The organism is Candidatus Sodalis sp. SoCistrobi, assembly GCF_900143145.1.
Taxonomy (GTDB): domain Bacteria; phylum Pseudomonadota; class Gammaproteobacteria; order Enterobacterales; family Enterobacteriaceae; genus SoCistrobi.
Window position 1 is genome coordinate 1 of the sequence record NZ_FRDB01000026.1, and the last position, 18,969, is coordinate 18,969.

An 18,969-nucleotide genomic window follows, 5' to 3' on the forward strand; every position below is an offset into this window, starting at 1 on the left:
CGTCATATGCTGTTTAACCAGCGTCTGATATCGGCGGGTAAGGCGAGAGTCAATCCCGCCAACAGATAGGTTGAAATCATTCTGCAAAGTAATAACAGGTATCACGATAAATGTGTAGATACCTATGAAGGGGCGGGAGCGATTAGTTTTTTGCTAATTTTCGCTCGATAGCTTTCATCCGCTTGCTCATATCGCTGATATTCATGACTAACGCGGCGGTTTTCCGCCACTCTTTATTCGGCTGCAGCGGGATCCCGGATGAGTAGACGCCGGGTTCGGTTATCGGGCGCATCACCATGCCCATGCCGGTTACCGTGACTTTATCGCAGATAGCCATATGACCATTGATGACGCTCGCGCCGCCAATCATGCAATAGCGGCCAATGGTCAGGCTACCCGCCATGATAACGCCGCCGGCCACCGCGGTATTGTCACCAATAACCACGTTATGTGCAATCTGGCACTGATTATCAATAATCACGCCGTTGCCGATACGCGTATCGTCCAGCGCGCCGCGATCAATGGTGGTGCAAGCGCCGATTTCAACCCGATCGCCAATGATGACGCGGCCCAATTGCGGTATTTTGATCCAGTTGCCGCGATCGTTGGCATAACCGAAGCCGTCGGCGCCTATGACGGTACCGGAATGAATAAGACAACGCTCGCCGATGGCAATGTCGTGATAGACGGTGACGTTGGCCCATAAGCGCGAGCCGGCGCCAATACGGGTGTTCTTGCCGACAAAACAGCCAGGGCCAACAATGACGTCATCCCCCAGCACCACGCCGGATTCGATCACGGCGTTAGCGCCCACCGCCACCCGCTGTCCGAGGGTCGCGTCCGGCGCAATCACCGCCCCGACGCCGATGTCCTCAGCGGGTTTCGGCGTGGTGTCCATCAACTGCGCCATACGGGCGTAAGTCAGGTAAGGATTGCTGACCACCAGCGCGGCGTCGGTGAAGAAAGGCAGACTGTCGGCGGTGAGCACCACCGCCGACGCCTGACAGGAAGAGAGTTTTTCACGAAAGCGGCTGTCCGAGAGAAACGTAATCTGGCCCGCTTGCGCGCTGCCCATGGAGGCAATGCCGGTGATGACGATATCGCCATCACCGTGCAATTGTGCATCCAACTGCTGTGCTAAATCAGCCAGTCGAATTGAAGCCATGACTTATTTAACCTGCTTTAGAACGTCAGCGGTGATGTCTTTGGCGTTAGTAGCGTAAGCCACGGCGTTAGCATCGATCACCACGTCATAGCCTTCTTTGCTGGCTACGTTCTTCACCGCGTCCTGAATGCGGCTCAGAATTTTGTTACGTTCTTCCGTCTGACGACGACGGTTGTCCTGCTCAAACGCCTGCGCTTTGGTGGAGAAGGTTTCGCGCTGCGCCATCACCGATTTTTCCAGTGAGCTGCGCTCGCTGGCTTTCATGGTGGAGCCGTCACGCTGCAGACGCTGCATCTTGGTCTGTAGGTCACGTTCCATGGACTGAAGTTCGGTGGCGCGGCCCTTAAATTCATTTTCGAGCTGTTTAGCGACCACGGCGCGCTGCGGCGACTGCTGGAAAATACTGGAGACGTTAACCACAGCGATTTTATCGGCAGCTTGCGCGACGGCGGAGGTGGCGAGTGCTAAACCCAGGCCCGCGGCATATAACCACTTTTTCACTATAAACTCCTTAACCACTATTTGTGTTTTGCTTCATTGTAAAGCCAGGCGACGGTGAAAACCTGCTTTTCACGTAACATCTCTGTTCTGCGTCAATGCCCCTGTCGCCCTGCTCCTTGCCTGCACATCATCCCGTGTAATATTACCACGTTTTGCCGATATTAAACTGGAACTGCTCTGACTTGTCGCCGTCGTATTTCTTCACCGGCTGCGCATAAGAGAACACCAACGGCCCCAGCGGCGACATCCACTGCAGGGCGATACCGCTGGAAATACGGATATTGCCCGGTTCGCTGTAATCTGGAATACCGGCGGCGCGGGTGGCGGCAGTATTTTGCCAGCTGGTATCCCACACGGTACCGCCATCGACAAACAGCGAAGTGCGCACCGAGTTGGCATACTTCTCACTCAAGAACGGCGTCGGCACGATAAGTTCGGCGCTGGCGATCGCCATCGCGTTACCGCCCACGGCGTCGCTGGATTTGTCCACCGGACAATCACTATAGCGGGTATTGTTGCTATTGCACTTATAATACGCCGCTTTCGGACCAATGGTATTGGAACGGAAACCGCGCACCGTATTGGAACCGCCCGCATAGAAGTTGTCGTAGAACGGCACGTCCTTACCGCCCAGACCATCGGCGTAGCCGGCGCGGGCGCGGCCCATCAGCACCCAGTTGCCGCTTTCGCTCAGCGGGATGTAATGGCTGGCGTCGAAGGTGATTTTGTAATATTCGTTATCGGACCCGGGCACCGTCACCTTACCGGTCAGGCTGGCGCGCGAACCGGCGGTGGGGAAGTAGCCGCGATCCAGATTGTTGTAGCTCCAGCCCACCGATAAGAAGAAATCATCGGCGCTGAAATCGGCGTCGCTGTCCGCCTTATTGGTAGTGACCACTTTGGGATTAATACCGACGCTGTCCAAATAGCGCCACATGGTCACCTGCGGCTGCATATTGGTCAGATCGTCATGCACGTAGTCCAGGCCGAAATTCAGCGAGTGGTTTTCGCTTATCGGGAAGCCCAGCGTGGTACCCACGCCGTAGCTGCGCAGATCGTAATCGGACAGGTCCGCGTCATCGGCGCTAAAGTCGTTGTAGAAGATCTTGCCGCCCAGGCTGACGCCATCCACCGTGAAGTACGGATCGGTCATCGACAGCTCGGCGTAGGTTTGGTAGTCATTCTTGGTGCCGCTAAAGCCGACCGAGTTACCGGTCCCCAGCCAGTTATCCTGCTGGATACCGAACTGGAAGCTGACGCCGCTCTCGGTGCCGAAGCCGACGCCGACGTTGATGCTGCCGGTGTTGCGCTCTTTCACCTTGTAGACCACGTCCACCTGATCCGGCGAGCCGGGCACGCGCTGTGTTTCGGTATCCACGGTCTCAAAGTAGCCCAGACGATTGAGGCGCTCTTTACCCTGATCGACCAGATTGCTGCCGAGCCAGGCGCCTTCCATCTGGCGCATTTCACGGCGCAGCACGGAATCCTTGGTGATATCGTTGCCTTCAAAACGCACGTGACGGACGTAGAAGCGGTTGCCGGCGTCGACGCTGATGTGCAGCTTGACCGTTTTATCCGCGTCGTTGATTTCCGGCTGCGTCGCCACGCGGGGATAGGCATAGCCGTAACGACCCAGCAATTGCTTGATGTCGTTTTCCATCTTGGTGACCTTGGCGCCGTTGTACAGTTCGCCCGGCTGCACCTTGGCCAGCTGTTCGATTTCGGCGGAATGGCCGGCCATGTTGCCGTTGAGAACCGTACCGGACAGCTTGTATTGCGCGCCTTCGGTGATGTTCAGGGTGATGTAGATACCCTTTTTATCCGGCGTCAGGCTGACCTGCGTGGAGTCGATATTAAAGCGGGCATAGCCGCGATCAAGGTAAAAGCTGCGCAGGGTTTCCAGGTCGCCGGCCAGCTTTTGCTTCTGGTATTTGCGATCGCCGACCACGTTCCACCACGGCACTTCATCGCGCAGCTGGAAGCGTGAGATCAGCTCATCGGTGGTGAAGGCGTCGTGGTTGCCGACAATGTTGATTTGCTGAATTTTGGCCGATACGCCTTCGGTGAAGACCAGCTTCAGGTCGACGCGGTTGCGCGGCAGCGGCGTGACCACCGCCTTGACCGTAGCGCTGTATTTCCCGGCGCTGTAGTAGAAGTCCTCAAGACCTTTTTCGATATTGGAAATGGTGGTGCGGTCAAGGGCCTCGCCGACCCGAACGCCCTGGGCATCCAGGTTTTGCTTGAGCATTTCTTCCTTCACCGCCTTGTTGCCGGAGAAGGTGATGCTGGCAATGGTCGGGCGCTCCTTGACCTGTACCACCAGTGAATCTCCGTCACGCAGTACCCGGACATCCTCAAAGTTTCCGGTAGCGAAGAGAGCGCGGATGGTATTGCCGATATCTTCATCGGTCGCCGTGTCGCCGACACGGATCGGCATACTGAGTAACGCCGCACCGACGGCAACCCGTTGCAGTCCTTCGAAATGAATGTCCTTCACTACGAACCCGTCTGCACCGTATACGGTGGCGCTGCTAAGAAGCAGCGACGCTATGAGCAACTTTTTCATCGCCATCGTGGTTATGCGTTCTTCCTAACATAATCTCAGGCTATCATAGCCTGGAGAAATCATTGAAAAGGGCCAGACCCATTAGCAGCACCAGCAAAATCGAGCCGATGCGGTAACTAAAGTCCTGCACTCGTTCGGACACCGGCCCTCCCTTGAGCTTTTCTATCGCCAGGAAGAGCAAATGGCCACCATCTAACACCGGTAACGGGAACAGATTGATAATCCCCAGATTGACGCTTATCAGCGCCAGAAACATCAGGTAATAAATCAAACCGTATTCCGCTGACATCCCTGCGCCCTGAGCGATGGAAATCGGACCGCTCAGATTGTTCAGCTTAACATCTCCGGTTACCAATTTGCCTAACATACTGACCGTAAGCCGCATCAGCTGCCAGGTTTTTTCGCCGGCCTGGGACAGGGCCGGTAGCGGACCGTACTGCCGCACGGTTTTATATTCCGCCGGCAGCGGGATAATCTTCGGCACGACGCCCGCGAACCCCTCGACTTCCCCCTTGCCCACCGATTTGCTGTCGGGCTGCAGGGTTATTTCTCTGGCCTCACCCTGACGGTCAATGCCCACCTGCAGCGGCCGTCCGGGATTGTCCCGTACGCGGGTCACAAACAACGGCCATGCGGTGACCGGCTGACCATCGACTTTAACGATCCTGTCGCCGGCTTGCAAACCGGCTTTCATCGCCGCCGAGCCCGGCTGGACTTCGGCAAGCACCGGCTCGATGCGCGGACCGAGAGGAATAATACCCAGTGCCACGATAGCATCTTGCTTGTTCGGCTCGAACTGCCAGCCGCGCAAATCCAGCGTTTTCCGCTCGGCGTGCGTAGAGCCAAACGGCGCGACGCCGAGGGTGGTTTCACCGTCGCCAATCTTGTCGATAAGCTGCAGACGAACCGAATCCCAATCAGGCGTTTCGATACCGTCAACCGACTTAAGTTCCATACCGGGAGAAATTTCGGCCTGGGCCGCGATAGAATGCGGGGCCACTTCGCCGATCACCGGCCGATAGCTCGGCACGCCGATAAGAAACACCAGCCAGTAGGCAAAAACGGCGAACAGGAAGTTGAATACCGGACCGGCGGCGATGATCGCGGCGCGCTGCCAGACGGTCTTGTGGTTGAACGCTTCATGACGACGTTCGGGCGCGACGGTGTCTACCCGCTCATCCAGCATTTTGACATAGCCACCCAGGGGAATGGCGGCGATAACATATTCCGTCCCGCGTTTATCGCGCCGGCGCCACAGCGCGCGCCCGAAACCGATGGAAAAACGTTCCACCGTCACGCCGCAGCGGCGGGCCACCCAAAAATGGCCGAACTCGTGCACCGTGATCAAAACGCCTAGCGCCACGATAAACGCGGCGAGACTCCATAAAAAGTGCAGCATAAGCGCTCCCAGTCCCGACTCAGATAGCGTTAAAGACCAGCAGCATCAGACAGGCGAACACCGGCACCGCGGCGGTCAAACTGTCTATACGATCTAAAATGCCGCCATGGCCGGGAATTAAATGGCCACTGTCCTTGATACCGGCCTCCCGTTTAAACATACTTTCGGTCAAATCACCCAGCACCGACGCCAGCGCTGCCACGATTGAGCAAACCAGCAGCGTAAGCGGTGCGGCGTCAAGCGGCGCATACTTGCCAAACAGCCAGGCGATGACCGCGGAGGTGACCAACCCGCCCACTAGGCCTTCCCAGGTTTTGCCGGGAGAAACTTTTGGCGCCAGCTTGTGACGACCCAGCGCGAGACCGAACATGTACGCGCCGGAATCCGCGCCCCACACCAGTACCATGACATACAATAGCCACCAGGCGCCGGTGAAGTGGTTAATATCATAATGGTGCTGACGCAGCGCCAGCATCCCCCAAAAGAAGGGCAAAATGGTCAGAATGCCGAACGCCAGCCGCAGCAGCCGGGATTCACGCCACAGCGTGGCGGAGCGGGGGTAGCACAGCACCAGCAGCAGCGCCGCCAGCCACCAGGCCAAGGCGGCCCACAGGGCATATTGCGCCTGCCAGACGGTCACAAACGGCCGGTAAGCCGGCACGGTGAGCATCATCAGCGCCAGCAGCAGGCCGCAGAGAATCGCCAGCCAGATGCGCTGGCTGCGCGAGGCCAGCCCCGCGAGCTGGCCCCATTCCCAGGCGCTGAGCATGCACACCGCGAGGGTGACCAAGGCAAAGCCGACCGGCGACAACAAAAACAGTGCGGCGATAACGATGGGTATCAGGACAAAAGCAGTAATCAGGCGATACTTCAGCAAAAATCCCCCCTAGGATGCATTGGCATCATTAGGTGTTGTTCCACCGAAGCGCCGCTCGCGTTGAGCAAAAGCATTCAGCGCACCTTCAAAAACAGCGTCGTCAAAATCCGGCCATAACACGTCGGTAAAAAACAGCTCTGCATAGGCGATCTGCCATAGCAAAAAATTACTGATGCGATGTTCCCCTCCGGTACGGATAACCAGATCCACCGAGGCCAGCTCGTTCATGCAGACCACCTGGCACAAGGCGTCCTCATCTATCTGATCGGGACGCAGGATACCCTCTTGCACCCGGGCGGCAAGTTGCCGTACCCCCTGGATGATATCCCAACGTCCACCATAATTCGCGGCAATATTCAGGGTCAACCCGTCATTATTGCAGGTCAGCGCCTCGGAGCGGCGGATCCGCTCCTGCAGCCGCATGCCGAAACGCGAAGTATCGCCGATAATGCGCAACCGGACGTTATGCTTGTGCAGGCTTTTCACTTCGCTGTCCAGCGCCCGGACAAACAGCTCCATCAGGGCGGAAACTTCCTGGCTGGGACGATTCCAGTTTTCGCTGCTGAACGCATACAGCGTCAACGCGTCGAAATGGTGGCTAACGGCAAAGCTAACCGCGCGGCGGACCGACTTGACGCCGGCCTGGTGACCGAAGATACGTAATTTCCCCCGGCTCTTAGCCCAGCGGCCGTTGCCATCCATAATAATAGCCACATGGCGTGGTGAGGAAGCAGGCAACGCTTTTGGCTCTTGCTGATTTTCGGACGACATCACGCTTACGTATTTCCTCACTGAGAATACCACCGTCTTACCGGAACGAAGGGCCCCGAACGCGCAAAAAAGCCGTGTACGTACACGGCCTGTAACTGATTTTACCCGGCTGGCCTTCATCGACGGGATGAGTGGCGCAGACTATATCATTTTGCCGGTCAACGAACAAATCAGCCATCGCGGCGCCCCGGCGCCTCATCGGCCAAAATGAATAACGCTCTGGCGGGCCCTTTCCCGCGCCTGGCTGTCGATGGCCAGCACCGCTTCCACGCTGTCCGGTTCGGGCAGGCTAAGCTGTTCCAACACCCGCCGATTCACGTCGGCAATTGCGGTGAAACGAATATCGCCGCGCAAAAACGCCGCCACCGCGATCTCATTGGCGGCATTAAGCGTGGTCGTCGCCGCCTGCCCCTGCTGGCTGGCGTCGACGGCCAGTTGCAGGCAGGGATAGCGTGCGGCGTCCGGCTGCGCGAAGCTCAGCGTGCCGAGGCGTAAAAAATCCAATGGCGCGACGCCGGACGGCACCCGCTCGGGATACGCTATGGCATGGGCGATGGGCGTACGCATGTCGGGGGATCCCAATTGCGCCAACACGCTGCCGTCGGTGTAGCGCACCATGGAATGAATGATCGACTGGGGATGCAGCAGCACTTCCATTTGCTCGGCCGCGGCATTAAACAACCAGCGCGCTTCGATATATTCCAGCCCTTTGTTCATCATGGTGGCGGAATCCACCGAAATCTTGCGCCCCATCGACCAATTGGGATGCGCGCAGGCCTGTTCCGGTGTCATCGTGGCCAGTTCCGCCAGCGGCGTCTGGCGAAACGGGCCGCCGGAGCCGGTCAGTACAATGCGCGACACACCATGTTCCGCCAGGGAAGCGTAACCCAACCCGCGCTGAAGTGGTTCAGGTAAACTCTGAAAAATGGCGTTATGTTCGCTATCCACCGGCAGCAACCTGGCATGATGGCGACGCGCTTCGTTCATGAACAGCCGGCCACAGGTGACCAGCGACTCTTTGTTGGCCAGCATAACCCGCTTGCCGGCGCGCAGCGCCGCCAGCGTCGCGGCCAGCCCGGCGGCGCCGACGATGGCGGCCATCACTGTATCCACTTCATCCAGCGCGGCCAGCTCGCAGGCCGCCTGCTCGCCCGACAGCACGGCGGTGGCGACACCCGCCGCGGCCAGATTGGCCTTGAGCATCCGCGCTGCGGCGTCATCCGCCATACAGGCGTAGGCGGGACGGAAAGCCAGGCACTGCTCGGTCATTAAGGCAACATTATTGCCCGCCACCAGCGCGCGCACGGTGTATTGGTCGGGATTGTGCTTTACCACCGCCAGCGTACTGGTGCCAATGGAGCCGGTACTGCCCAGAATCGTCAAATGCCGCATGAAGTTACTTTTTATACCGCGTTGGAATATGAGGGAAACATCTAGTCTGAGACGATGGCACCGTTTTGTCTATGGCGGCTTACACAAAAAAAACGCCGCAGCGACAGCACCCCGCCGGGGAGGCGCCGCTGTGGCGTTTTTATTCCGCCAGCGGGTTAAATTTCCATTAATTCCGCTTCTTTTTCCGCCAGGGCGCTATCAAGCTTCTTGATCCAGGCGTCGGTCAGCTTTTGGATCTCGTCCTGGGAGCGGCGATCTTCATCTTCACCGATGGTTTTGTCTTTCAACAGCGCCTTCACCTTGTCGTTGGCATCGCGGCGGACATTGCGCACCGATACTCTGCCCTGCTCCGCCTCGGCGCGCACCACTTTTATCAGGTCGCGGCGGCGTTCTTCGGTCAGCGGCGGCAGCGGCACGCGAATCACCGTGCCGGCGGAAGACGGATTGAGCCCCAGATCGGAGGCCATGATGGCCTTCTCCACCGCCGGCGCCAGCGCGCGGTCGAAGACGGTGATAGCCAGGGTACGGGAATCCTCGGCGATAATATTGGCCAGCTGGCGCAGCGGCGTCAGCGTACCGTAATATTCGATCTGAATACCGTCAAGCAGGCTCGGGGAAGCGCGGCCCGTGCGGACTTTGCTGATGTGGTTTTTGAACGCGTCGACGCATTTTTCCATGCGAATCTCGGCATCTTTACGGATTTCATTAATCACGTTGCGAACCCTTGAGACTTGGTTATCCGGGCGGACCGTGGCCGTAGGTTGCCAGGCCCCGTTATGCATTACTTGGTGATCAAGGTGCCTTCTTTATCACCCATGACCACCCGCCGCAGCGCGCCAGGCTTGTTCATATTGAACACGCGTATTGGCAGATTGTGATCCCGCGCCAGAGTGAAAGCGGCCAGATCCATGACCTTCAGTTCATTCTCCAGCACATCCTGATAAGTCAGTTGATCGTAAAGTGTAGCATCCGGGTGTTTTACCGGATCGGCGGAAAACACGCCATCCACTTTCGTCGCTTTCAGCACGGCCTCGGCTTCGATTTCAATGCCGCGCAAACAGGCGGCGGAATCGGTGGTAAAGAAGGGATTGCCGGTACCGGCGGCGAAAATCACCACACGATTATTGCGCAACAGACTGATGGCTTCGGCCCAGCTGTAATTATCGCAGACGCCGTTCAGCGGAATCGCCGACATCAGGCGGGCGTTAACATAGGCGCGGTGCAATGCGTCGCGCATCGCCAGACCATTCATCACGGTCGCCAACATCCCCATATGATCGCCCACCACGCGATTCATGCCGGCCTTCGCCAGCCCCGCACCGCGGAACAAGTTGCCGCCGCCGATGACCAAGCCGACCTGGATACCCAACTCCACCAGTTCTTTCACTTCCTGGGCCATACGATCCAGCACGCTGGCGTCGATACCGAAACCTTCGGCGCCCTGCAGGGCTTCACCGCTCAATTTGAGCAGGATACGCTGGTAAATGGGTTTTGCGTTGGTTGCCATTTGATCTGTTCCTTGAGAGCGATTTGATGGGATGGAATTGACCTGGTGCCGCGCCCGGCTGATGAGTGCGGCACACGTCGTCTGACATTATTCCGGCTCATTAAAGCGGAACCGCCTGCAGGCGGTTCCGAACGACTTAATTAAAACTGCTTGCCCATCGCGGCCACTTCGGCGGCGAAATCGACTTCGGCTTTCTCAATGCCCTCGCCCACTTCAAAACGGATGAAGTTGTTGACTTTGGCACCGTGTTCGCCCAGCAGCTGGCCGACGGTCTTGCTCGGGTCCATAACAAAGTGCTGGCCGGTCAGAGAAATTTCGCCGGTGAACTTGCGCATACGCCCTTCCACCATCTTCTCGGCGATTTCACGCGGTTTGCCGGACTGCATGGCGATGTCGAACTGGATTTGATGCTCACGGGCGACCACGTCGGCCGGGACATCATCCGCGTTGACATATTCCGGTTTGCTGGCGGCAATGTGCATGGCGACGTGCTTCACCAGTTCCTCGTCGGCGCCGGCGGCGGAAACCATGACGCCAATGCGCGCGCCGTGCAGGTAAGAACCGAGCACGTCGCCTTCCAGGACACCGAGGCGGCGAATATTGATGTTTTCGCCAATTTTGGCAACCAGCGCGGTGCGCTGTTCTTCAAATTTGGCCTTCAGCGCTTCAACGTCGGTAATGCGTTCGTTTAGCGCGGCGGTGATGACCTCGTCGCCAAAGGCTTTGAAACCGCCGTCTTTGGCAACGAAATCGGTTTCACAGTTCAGCTCGATGATGACGCCGTATTTGCCGTCTTGGGCGATTTTGGTCAGAATGACGCCTTCAGCCGCGACGCGGCCGGCTTTTTTGGCCGCTTTGGCCTGGCCGGACTTACGCATGTTGTCGATAGCCAGTTCGATGTCGCCCTGGGCTTCAACCAGCGCTTTTTTGCATTCCATCATGCCCGCGCCGGTACGTTCGCGCAGTTCTTTAACCAGGGCGGCGGTAATATCAGCCATTATCTTTTCCTCGTTATTCCGTGTTGGAGATAGGTAAAAAAGAGGGCCTGATGACAGGCCCTCTAACCAACATATTTAAAACTTGGTTAATAAGGGCTCCTAAGAGCATGCCTTATTATTCAGCTTCCACAAAGCTTTCTTCAGCCTGTTGCGCCAGATCCTGAGAACGGCCTTCGCGCACGGTGGTGGCAACGGCAGTCAGGTACAGGTTGATTGCGCGGATGGCGTCGTCATTACCCGGGATAATGAAGTCCACGCCGTCCGGATCGGAGTTGGTGTCAACGATAGCGAAAACCGGAATGCCCAGATTGTTGGCTTCCTTGATAGCGATGTGCTCATGTTCCGCATCGATAACAAACAGCGCGTCCGGCAAACCGCCCATATCCTTGATACCGCCCAGGCTGTTTTCCAGCTTGTCCAGTTCACGAGTGCGCATCAGCGCCTCTTTCTTGGTCAGCTTCTCGAAAGTACCGTCCTGAGACTGGGTTTCCAGATCTTTTAAACGCTTGATGGACTGACGAACCGTTTTCCAGTTGGTCAACATCCCACCCAACCAACGATGGTTGACGAAGAATTGATCGCAGCTGTTGGCCGCTTCTTTCACTGCTTCGCTTGCGGCGCGTTTGGTGCCGACGATCAGGATTTTACCTTTGCGCGAAGCGATTTTGTTCAGCTCGGCCAAGGCTTCGTTGAACAGGGGTACGGTTTGTTCCAGGTTGATGATGTGAACTTTGTTACGGGCGCCGAAGATGAAGGGCTTCATTTTCGGGTTCCAGTAACGGGTCTGGTGACCGAAATGCACGCCGGCCTGGAGCATGTCACGCATGGAAACAGTTGCCATGATAAACCTCTATTATGTCTGTTTGGGGTTATGCCTCCACGTATCCCATACGGCCGACCCCGACCTTGTGGTCAGAGCACCCCGGCGCAGGTGTCGATACGTGTGTGTAATAACACAATTGAGTTTGTTGTTGCGATTGACGCGCGGCTTGGAAAAACCAGGCGCCTATCGTCGGCGCGCTTTATACCATAAACCACGCACGGACTCCACCAAATGTTTATCGAAGCCGGCGGGAAAATGATAATTGGCAGTGCCCGGCCGTACTGATACCATTAATCCCACTCGCTAATTTAGCTTATATTATTTTGTCGACCTTGGTGCCGACTGTGGATCCCTTTATGGCCATTCCTATCAAAACAGCAGACGATATTGCAAAGATGCGCGTTGCCGGCCGGCTGGCCGCCGAGGTGCTGGAAATCATTGAACCTTATATCAAACCTGGCGTGAGCACCGGCGAACTGGATCGTTTGTGCCATCAGCATATCACCGAGCAGCAGCAGGCCGTATCCGCGTCGCTCGGCTACCACGGTTTTCCGAAATCGGTGTGTATTTCAGTCAATGAGGTGGTGTGCCATGGTATCCCGAGCGATGAAAAAAAGCTCAAAGAGGGCGATATTCTGAATATTGACGTTACCGTCATTAAAGACGGCTTCCACGGCGATACTTCAAAGATGTTCATCGTCGGCAAACCGACCATTCTCGGCGAGCGGCTATGCCGGATAACGAAAGAAAGCCTGTATCTGGCAATCCGCATGGTCCGGCCGGGCATCCGTCTGCGCACGCTGGGTAAAGCGATTCAACAGTTCGTAGAAGCGGAAAGCTTCTCGGTGGTGCGTGAGTATTGTGGTCACGGTATCGGCGAAGGCTTTCACGAAGAGCCGCAGGTGCTGCATTATGACGCCGACGACGGTGGTGTGGTCTTGCAACCGGGAATGGCGTTCACCATTGAGCCGATGGTCAACGCCGGCGACTACCGCATCCGCACCATGAAAGACGGCTGGACGGTGAAAACCAAAGATCGCAGCCTGTCAGCGCAGTATGAGCATACGATCGTGGTGACCGAGGACGGTTGTGAGATCATGACGCTGCGCGCCGATGATAGCTTGCCGACGGTAATCCACCACCCGGCCTGATATTGCTTGCCGCGCGGCCGGCCATGTGCCGGGCGCAGGCGAGCGTTGATTTCGCGGGCAGCCCCGGTAAGCCAGCTTGCGCGCCGGGCTGCCCTACTATGCAGGGCGACCCGATGCCGGACCAAATTCTTCAATTTACCCATCCGCCGCTGCCGCGCCAGCCGCCGGTCAAACCCTCATCTCCCCTCACCTGGCCGGACGACGCCCTGAACCGCCCTTTTTTAAAAGAACGGTTGGATGAATTCCACCGCTGGCTGGCCGACGCGTTCGATGCCGGCGAGACGGCGGAAACGCTGGTGGATGCCCGCACGCTGTATATCGATCAGCTGTTGCGGCAGCTGTGGCACTACCACGGCTTCGCCCACGCGCCCCATACCGCGCTGGTGGCGGTGGGGGGCTACGGCCGCGGCGAACTGCATCCGTTGTCTGATATCGATGTGCTGGTGCTAAGCCAGGCGCCGCTGACGCCGCCGCAGCAACAGCATATCAGCGAGCTGCTGACGCTTTTGTGGGATCTCAAGCTGGAAGTCGGCCACAGCGTGCGCAGTATTGCCGAGTGTCTGGAAGAGGGGCGCGCCGATCTAACGGTCGCCACCAATCTTATCGAATCGCGCTTGATTTGCGGTGATCTGGCGCTGTTTTTGACCCTGCAAAAACAGGTGTTCAGCGATGATTTTTGGCCCTCGCGGGCGTTTTTTCCCGCCAAGCTCGCCGAGCAGCAGGAGCGCCATTCGCGCTATCACGGTACCAGCTATAATCTCGAGCCGGACATTAAAAGCAGCCCTGGCGGCCTGCGGGATATCCATACCCTGCTGTGGGTCGCGCACCGCCATTTCGGCGCCACCTCGATGGATGAAATGGTGGGTTTTGGCTTTATCACCCGCGCCGAGCGGGATGAACTCAACGAGTGCCAGAGCTTTCTCTGGCGCATCCGCTTCGCTCTGCATCTGGTGCTGAACCGCTACGATAACCGGCTGCTGTTCGACCGTCAGCAGAACGTGGCGCAGCTGCTACGCTACCAAGGGGAAGGCAACCTGCCGGTGGAGCGGATGATGAAGGATTTTTTCCGCGTCACCCGCCGCGTCAGCGAACTGAACCAGATGCTGTTGCAGTTGTTCGATGAGGCGATCCTCGCTCTGGCGCCCGATGAAAAACCCCAGCCGCTGGACGACGAGTTTCAGCTGCGCGGCAACCTGATTGATTTGCGCGACGAGACGTTGTTCAGCCGGCAGCCGGAGGCGATTTTGCGCCTGTTCTGGCAAATGGTGCGCAACCGACATATCGAGGGCATTTATTCGGCCACCCTGGCCAGCTGCGCTACGCCCGTCGGCACCTGAAGGCGCCGCTGTGCACCATCCCCGAGGCGCGGACGCTGTTCATGCGGATTCTGCATCAGCCGGGCGCGGTAAAACATGCCCTGCTGCCGATGCACCGGCACAGCGTGCTGTGGGCCTACATGCCGCAGTGGAGCAATATCGTCGGCCAAATGCAATTTGACCTGTTTCATGCCTATACCGTCGATGAACACACCATTCGGGTATTGCTGAAGCTGGAAAGCTTCGCCGACGAAAGCCAGCGGCCGTATCATCCGCTGTGCGTCGAGCTGTTTCCGCGTTTGGGCCAGCGGCATTTATTGCTGGTGGCGGCGCTGTTTCATGATATCGCTAAAGGCCGCGGTGGCGATCACTCCCAGCTTGGCGCCCGCGACGTGCTGGAATTTGCGGCGCTGCACGATTTGCCCGCCGAGGATGCCCAATTGGTGGCGTGGCTGGTGGAAAGTCATCTCGTCATGTCGGTGACCGCCCAGCGGCGGGATATTCAGGATCCGGACGTGCTGGTACAGTTTGCCGGCGAAGTGCAAAGCGAGAGCCGCCTGCATTACCTGCTGTGCCTGACGGTGGCGGATATTTGCGCCACCAACGAGACGCTATGGAACAGCTGGAAACAAAGCCTGCTGCGCGAGCTGTTCTTTGCCACCGAGAAGCAACTGCGCCGCGGTATGCACGTATCGCCAGACGTGCGCGAGCGGGTACGCCACAACCGCCGGCAGGCGCTGGCGCTGTTGCGTATGGAGGGCATCGACGAACAGCGTCTGCAGGAAATCTGGAGCCGCTGCCGCGCCGATTATTTCCTGCGTCATACCCCTAATCAGCTGGCCTGGCATGCGCGCCATATGGTCCTGCACGGCCGCGACGAGCCGCTGGTGCTGATAAGCCCGCAGGCCACCCGCGGCGGCACCGAAATTTTCATCCGCAACCAGGATCGCCCTTATCTGTTCGCCGCCGTCACGGGCGAGCTGGATCGCCGCAATCTCAGCGTGCACGACGCGCAGATTTTTACCAACCGGGACGGTATGGCGATGGACACCTTCGTGGTACTTGAGCCGGACGGCAGCCCGTTGTCGCCGGATCGTCACCCGGTCATCCGTCAGGCGCTGCTGCAAATCCTGCAGCCGGGGGATTACCGCCACCCGCGGGTGCGCCGCCCGTCCTCCAAGCTGCGTCATTTTAACGTGGATACCTCGGTGGTGTTTCTGCCTTCGCCGACCGAACGTCGCAGCTATCTGGAGCTGACGGCGCTCGATCAGCCCGGGTTGCTGGCCCGCGTCAGCGAGGTGTTCGTCGATCTGGGCATTTCGCTGCACGGCGCGCGCATTTCCACCATCGGCGAACGGGTGGAGGACTTGTTCATTCTGGCAGACGGCGACCGTCGCGCGCTGAGCCGAGCAATGCAGGCGGAAGTGCGGCGACGCTTGACAGAGGCGCTCAACCCAAACGATAAAGTGTGATACAAGTAATTTTATGATCTCCCATTAAGCCGACAGACAGGACAGGATGCAGTCATTACAGCAGATTATTGAAACCGCCTTTGAGCAACGCGCCGCGATCACGCCGGCTAACGTCGACGCCACCACCCGCGATGCGGTGAATCAGGTTATCGCCGCCCTCGACAGCGGCGCGCTGCGCGTCGCGGAAAAAATCAGCGGCGAGTGGGTCACCCATCAGTGGCTGAAAAAAGCGGTACTGCTCTCATTTCGCATCGCCGACAATCAGCTTATTGAGGGCGGCGAAACGCGCTTTTTCGATAAAGTGCCGATGAAGTTCGCCGGCTGGGACAGCGAGCGCTTCCAGCGCGAAGGGTTCCGCGTCGTACCGCCGGCCAGCGTGCGCCAGGGCGCCTACATTGCCCGCAACACGGTGTTGATGCCCTCCTATGTCAATATCGGCGCCTATGTGGACGAAGGCACCATGGTGGATACCTGGGCCACCGTCGGCTCCTGCGCGCAGATTGGCAAAAACGTCCACCTGTCCGGCGGCGTGGGCATCGGCGGCGTGTTGGAGCCGCTGCAGGCCAACCCGACCATTATCGAGGACAACTGCTTTATCGGCGCCCGCTCCGAAGTGGTTGAAGGGGTTATCGTGGAGGAAGGCTCGGTCATTTCCATTGGCGTGTTTATCGGCCAAAGTACCAAGATCTACGATCGCGAAACCGGCGAAGTGCATTATGGCCGCGTGCCGGCCGGGTCGGTGGTCGTATCCGGTAATTTACCCGCCAAAGACGGCCGTTATAGCCTTTATTGCGCGGTAATTGTGAAAAAGGTCGACGCCAAAACCCGCGGCAAGGTGGGTATCAATGAGTTATTACGCACCATCGACTAATATTATTCACGGCGGCAGCGTTCGCGCCCGGTCAGTACGGCGGCAAATCCGGCCGTAAGTCACAGCCTATGACGCCGCCAGGCGTCATAATTTCACCTATACCGCACATCACCAGGGGACGACCATGTACGATAATCTGAAAAGCCTTGGCGTTAATCACCCGGACGATATCGACCGCTACAGCCTGCGCCAGGAAGCCAATAACGATATCCTCAAAATTTATTTCCGCCGCGACAAAGGGGAGTTTTTCGCCAAAAGCGTCAAATTCAAATATCCCCGGCAGCGTAAAACCGTGGTGTCGGACAACGCGGCGGAAGGCTACCGGGAAATCAATGAAATCAGTCCCAATCTGCGCTACGTGATCGACGAGCTGGATCAAATCTGCCTGCGCGATCAGACCGAGGTGGATCTGAAGAGCAAGATTTTGGACGACTTACGCCACCTGGAAAGCGTGGTGTCCAATAAAATCGCCGAGATCGAAGCCGATTTGGAAAAATTGACCCTGCAGAAATAACCAGCCGCACGGCGGCACCGGCGCGCGTCAGGGGCCAGGGAGGGCGCCGCCGGCGCCGGTCACAACCTTCGGCATCCGGCGCCACATTCCTGCCCGCAGAATTAACTGTCACGTCCCTGCTCGCGGCATTAGCTGTCACGTCCCTGCCTGCTGCCTCATCCTGCCTGTTATCAAACCTGCGGCACTGGCTACAGGTCTGCATCGGTTTACCGCCCATAGCTTACCGCCGTAACACGACGCCGGCGCGCCGCCACGCTACTTGCTCGCAAAGCAGGATGCATGCCGGCAAAGCACAGCCGCCTGGCGTAAGCGCCTATAACAATGCGCCCCACGCCGCCGCCCAGCGACAGGCCAGCGTTTCCGGCTCGGGATGCTCCACGGCATCGATTTCCAGCAGGTCGCCCACCCGTGTCGCGCCCTGCTCTTGCAATAGCGCGTCAAAGGTGTGCCCTGCGCCGCAAAAGGTATCATAACTGCTGTCGCCCAGCGCAATAACGCCATAGCGCAGCGCCGGCTGATGCCCCAGCTTATCCTTCACCTGCTGGTGGAATAGCGCTACGATATTGTCCGGCAATCCCCCCTGTCCGGTGGTGGAAGTAATAATGAGGATCACCCGATCGGCATACGCCTGCCACTGCTCAAGGCCGCCGTCCTCAAATAGCGTCACCTGATGGCCTTGCTCTGTCAGGACCGACTCCACTTCTTCAGCGGTCAACAACGCGTTACCGTATACCGTACCGACAAAAATACCTATCTGCGCCATAGCGCTTGACTCCCCTAACCTACATTGTGTGATAAAGGGCCTTATTCTGACCCGAAGGCCCGGCAAACTCAACCCTTTCATATGCAGGGAGAAGGCCGCGACAGCCGAATCGTTCCATCAATTGTTGCCAACTGTCGTCCCAACGGGCATCAATGACCAGCGGCTCGCCGGTGACCGGATGCGCCAGCGCCACTCGGCAGGCGTGCAGCATCAGCCGGCCGCAGTCAAAGGCGGCGGCGAAGCCGCGGTTGTGGCGCAGATCGCCATGGGTGGTGTCGCCGATAATCGGATGGCGTAAATGCGCCATATGGCGGCGCAACTGGTGCTTGCGGCCGGTCTGCGGGGAGAGGGACATCAGGCTGTAGCGGCTGGTGGGATAATGGCCAACGGCGATCGGCATCTCCACGTGCGCCAGCGCCTGATAATGGCTTTGCGCCGGCTGCGGCTCTTTATCGGGGTTGGCAAATTTGTCGGCGATTTTATCCCGCTCGGGCGTTAACGCATAGTCGATCGTCCCTTCGCCCTCCAGATAGCCGCGGGTGACCGCCAAATACTGCTTGTTCACCTGATGGCGCTCGAATTGTTGCGCCATCAGATGGGCAACCTCGGCGGAATGAATAACCCCGAGTTTATTAGAGAGTAATTTTGGCAATACTACGCCGCTTCCTCTGATGCTAATTGCAAAGCGTAATAGTTCATTTCGGCTTCAGTAGGAGGGATGTAACCCAGCCGCCCGAGCAGCCTTCTGTTGTTGTACCAGTCCACCCAGTCCAGCGTGGCCAACTCCACTTCCGTCCGGTTTTTCCAGCTCCCGCGGTGGATAACCTCCGTTTTGTACAACCCGTTGATACTCTCTGCCATCGCATTATCGTAGGAGTCGCCG

General features: G+C 58.0%; 17 protein-coding genes and 1 pseudogene. 4 read left to right on the forward strand and 14 right to left on the reverse strand.

Features of this window, described 5'->3' with window-relative positions; genetic code table 11:
• Positions 1-142 precede the first annotated feature (142 nt).
• The 11 genes from lpxD to rpsB form a co-directional block, all read right to left on the reverse strand.
• Positions 143-1,165: a UDP-3-O-(3-hydroxymyristoyl)glucosamine N-acyltransferase gene (gene lpxD / locus CINSTRO3249_RS03300; RefSeq protein ID WP_074012172.1), complete on the reverse strand. Its 1,023-nt coding sequence runs from the start codon at positions 1,163-1,165 to the stop codon at positions 143-145.
• Positions 1,166-1,168: 3 nt separating this feature from the next.
• Entirely contained in the window at positions 1,169-1,666 is a 498-nt protein-coding gene (skp, locus tag CINSTRO3249_RS03305) for a molecular chaperone Skp (RefSeq protein WP_074012173.1), read from the reverse strand.
• Positions 1,667-1,808: 142 nt separating this feature from the next.
• Positions 1,809-4,238, reverse strand: a complete 2,430-nt coding sequence (bamA, locus tag CINSTRO3249_RS03310) for an outer membrane protein assembly factor BamA (protein WP_074012174.1) — start codon at positions 4,236-4,238, stop codon at positions 1,809-1,811.
• Between the two features lie 37 nt (positions 4,239-4,275).
• The gene (rseP, locus tag CINSTRO3249_RS03315; protein ID WP_074012175.1) at positions 4,276-5,631 is read right to left on the reverse strand and encodes a sigma E protease regulator RseP; all 1,356 of its coding nucleotides are present in this window, start codon (positions 5,629-5,631) and stop codon (positions 4,276-4,278) included.
• Positions 5,632-5,650: 19 nt separating this feature from the next.
• Complete coding sequence (gene cdsA / locus CINSTRO3249_RS03320) at positions 5,651-6,508, reverse strand: phosphatidate cytidylyltransferase (RefSeq protein WP_074012176.1); 858 nt, start codon at positions 6,506-6,508, stop codon at positions 5,651-5,653.
• A 9-nt stretch (positions 6,509-6,517) separates the two neighbouring features.
• Entirely contained in the window at positions 6,518-7,279 is a 762-nt protein-coding gene (ispU, locus tag CINSTRO3249_RS03325) for a (2E,6E)-farnesyl-diphosphate-specific ditrans,polycis-undecaprenyl-diphosphate synthase (RefSeq protein WP_074012177.1), read from the reverse strand.
• A 195-nt stretch (positions 7,280-7,474) separates the two neighbouring features.
• Positions 7,475-8,671, reverse strand: coding sequence for a 1-deoxy-D-xylulose-5-phosphate reductoisomerase (ispC, locus tag CINSTRO3249_RS03330; RefSeq protein ID WP_074012178.1), 1,197 nt, complete (start codon positions 8,669-8,671; stop codon positions 7,475-7,477).
• A gap of 155 nt (positions 8,672-8,826) precedes the next feature.
• A complete protein-coding gene (gene frr / locus CINSTRO3249_RS03335) occupies positions 8,827-9,384 on the reverse strand; it encodes a ribosome recycling factor (RefSeq protein WP_074012187.1) in 558 nt (185 codons plus the stop codon).
• Positions 9,385-9,452: 68 nt separating this feature from the next.
• Positions 9,453-10,178: a UMP kinase gene (gene pyrH / locus CINSTRO3249_RS03340; RefSeq protein ID WP_074012179.1), complete on the reverse strand. Its 726-nt coding sequence runs from the start codon at positions 10,176-10,178 to the stop codon at positions 9,453-9,455.
• A 140-nt stretch (positions 10,179-10,318) separates the two neighbouring features.
• A complete protein-coding gene (gene tsf, locus CINSTRO3249_RS03345; protein WP_074012180.1) occupies positions 10,319-11,176 on the reverse strand; it encodes a translation elongation factor Ts in 858 nt (285 codons plus the stop codon).
• Positions 11,177-11,291: 115 nt separating this feature from the next.
• The gene (rpsB, locus tag CINSTRO3249_RS03350; protein WP_074012181.1) at positions 11,292-12,017 is read right to left on the reverse strand and encodes a 30S ribosomal protein S2; all 726 of its coding nucleotides are present in this window, start codon (positions 12,015-12,017) and stop codon (positions 11,292-11,294) included.
• Between the two features lie 338 nt (positions 12,018-12,355).
• Here rpsB and map point away from each other — a divergent pair, with 338 nt between their 5' ends.
• The 4 genes and pseudogenes from map to CINSTRO3249_RS03370 all read left to right on the forward strand — a co-directional run bounded on the left by map (position 12,356) and on the right by CINSTRO3249_RS03370 (position 17,323).
• Positions 12,356-13,150 carry a type I methionyl aminopeptidase gene (gene map, locus CINSTRO3249_RS03355; protein WP_074012182.1) on the forward strand — a complete coding sequence of 265 codons (795 nt, stop codon included), beginning with the start codon at positions 12,356-12,358 and terminating at the stop codon, positions 13,148-13,150.
• A gap of 113 nt (positions 13,151-13,263) precedes the next feature.
• Positions 13,264-15,938, forward strand: a pseudogene (glnD, locus tag CINSTRO3249_RS03360) (bifunctional uridylyltransferase/uridylyl-removing protein GlnD).
• Between the two features lie 46 nt (positions 15,939-15,984).
• The gene (gene dapD, locus CINSTRO3249_RS03365; protein ID WP_074012183.1) at positions 15,985-16,809 is read left to right on the forward strand and encodes a 2,3,4,5-tetrahydropyridine-2,6-dicarboxylate N-succinyltransferase; all 825 of its coding nucleotides are present in this window, start codon (positions 15,985-15,987) and stop codon (positions 16,807-16,809) included.
• Positions 16,810-16,933: 124 nt separating this feature from the next.
• Positions 16,934-17,323 (forward strand): DUF3461 family protein, encoded by a 390-nt coding sequence (locus CINSTRO3249_RS03370; protein WP_074012184.1) that lies wholly within the window; start codon positions 16,934-16,936, stop codon positions 17,321-17,323.
• 313 nt (positions 17,324-17,636) lie between these two features.
• On the opposite strand, the gene CINSTRO3249_RS03375 is transcribed toward CINSTRO3249_RS03370, so the two are convergent.
• From CINSTRO3249_RS03375 to CINSTRO3249_RS03385, 3 genes are all read right to left on the reverse strand, one after another.
• Entirely contained in the window at positions 17,637-18,086 is a 450-nt protein-coding gene (locus tag CINSTRO3249_RS03375) for a flavodoxin (RefSeq protein WP_074012185.1), read from the reverse strand.
• Positions 18,087-18,105: 19 nt separating this feature from the next.
• Positions 18,106-18,738 carry a pseudouridine synthase gene (locus CINSTRO3249_RS03380; RefSeq protein WP_074012186.1) on the reverse strand — a complete coding sequence of 211 codons (633 nt, stop codon included), beginning with the start codon at positions 18,736-18,738 and terminating at the stop codon, positions 18,106-18,108.
• 2 nt (positions 18,739-18,740) lie between these two features.
• A partial coding sequence (locus tag CINSTRO3249_RS03385) for an integrase core domain-containing protein (RefSeq protein WP_143146879.1) occupies positions 18,741-18,969 on the reverse strand: 229 nt, incomplete at its 5' end.

Excerpts from the sequence above, each read along its gene's own strand:
- lpxD (WP_074012172.1), bottom strand. The coding sequence starts at position 1,165 with ATGGCTTCAATTCGACTGGCTGATTTAGCACAGCAGTTGGATGCACAA.
- bamA (WP_074012174.1), bottom strand. The coding sequence starts at position 4,238 with ATGGCGATGAAAAAGTTGCTCATAGCGTCGCTGCTTCTTAGCAGCGCC.
- rseP (WP_074012175.1), bottom strand. The coding sequence starts at position 5,631 with ATGCTGCACTTTTTATGGAGTCTCGCCGCGTTTATCGTGGCGCTAGGC.
- ispU (WP_074012177.1), bottom strand. The coding sequence starts at position 7,279 with ATGTCGTCCGAAAATCAGCAAGAGCCAAAAGCGTTGCCTGCTTCCTCA.
- ispC (WP_074012178.1), bottom strand. The coding sequence starts at position 8,671 with ATGCGGCATTTGACGATTCTGGGCAGTACCGGCTCCATTGGCACCAGT.
- pyrH (WP_074012179.1), bottom strand. The coding sequence starts at position 10,178 with ATGGCAACCAACGCAAAACCCATTTACCAGCGTATCCTGCTCAAATTG.
- tsf (WP_074012180.1), bottom strand. The coding sequence starts at position 11,176 with ATGGCTGATATTACCGCCGCCCTGGTTAAAGAACTGCGCGAACGTACC.
- rpsB (WP_074012181.1), bottom strand. The coding sequence starts at position 12,017 with ATGGCAACTGTTTCCATGCGTGACATGCTCCAGGCCGGCGTGCATTTC.
- map (WP_074012182.1), top strand. The coding sequence starts at position 12,356 with ATGGCCATTCCTATCAAAACAGCAGACGATATTGCAAAGATGCGCGTT.
- dapD (WP_074012183.1), top strand. The coding sequence starts at position 15,985 with ATGCAGTCATTACAGCAGATTATTGAAACCGCCTTTGAGCAACGCGCC.
- CINSTRO3249_RS03370 (WP_074012184.1), top strand. The coding sequence starts at position 16,934 with ATGTACGATAATCTGAAAAGCCTTGGCGTTAATCACCCGGACGATATC.
- CINSTRO3249_RS03375 (WP_074012185.1), bottom strand. The coding sequence starts at position 18,086 with ATGGCGCAGATAGGTATTTTTGTCGGTACGGTATACGGTAACGCGTTG.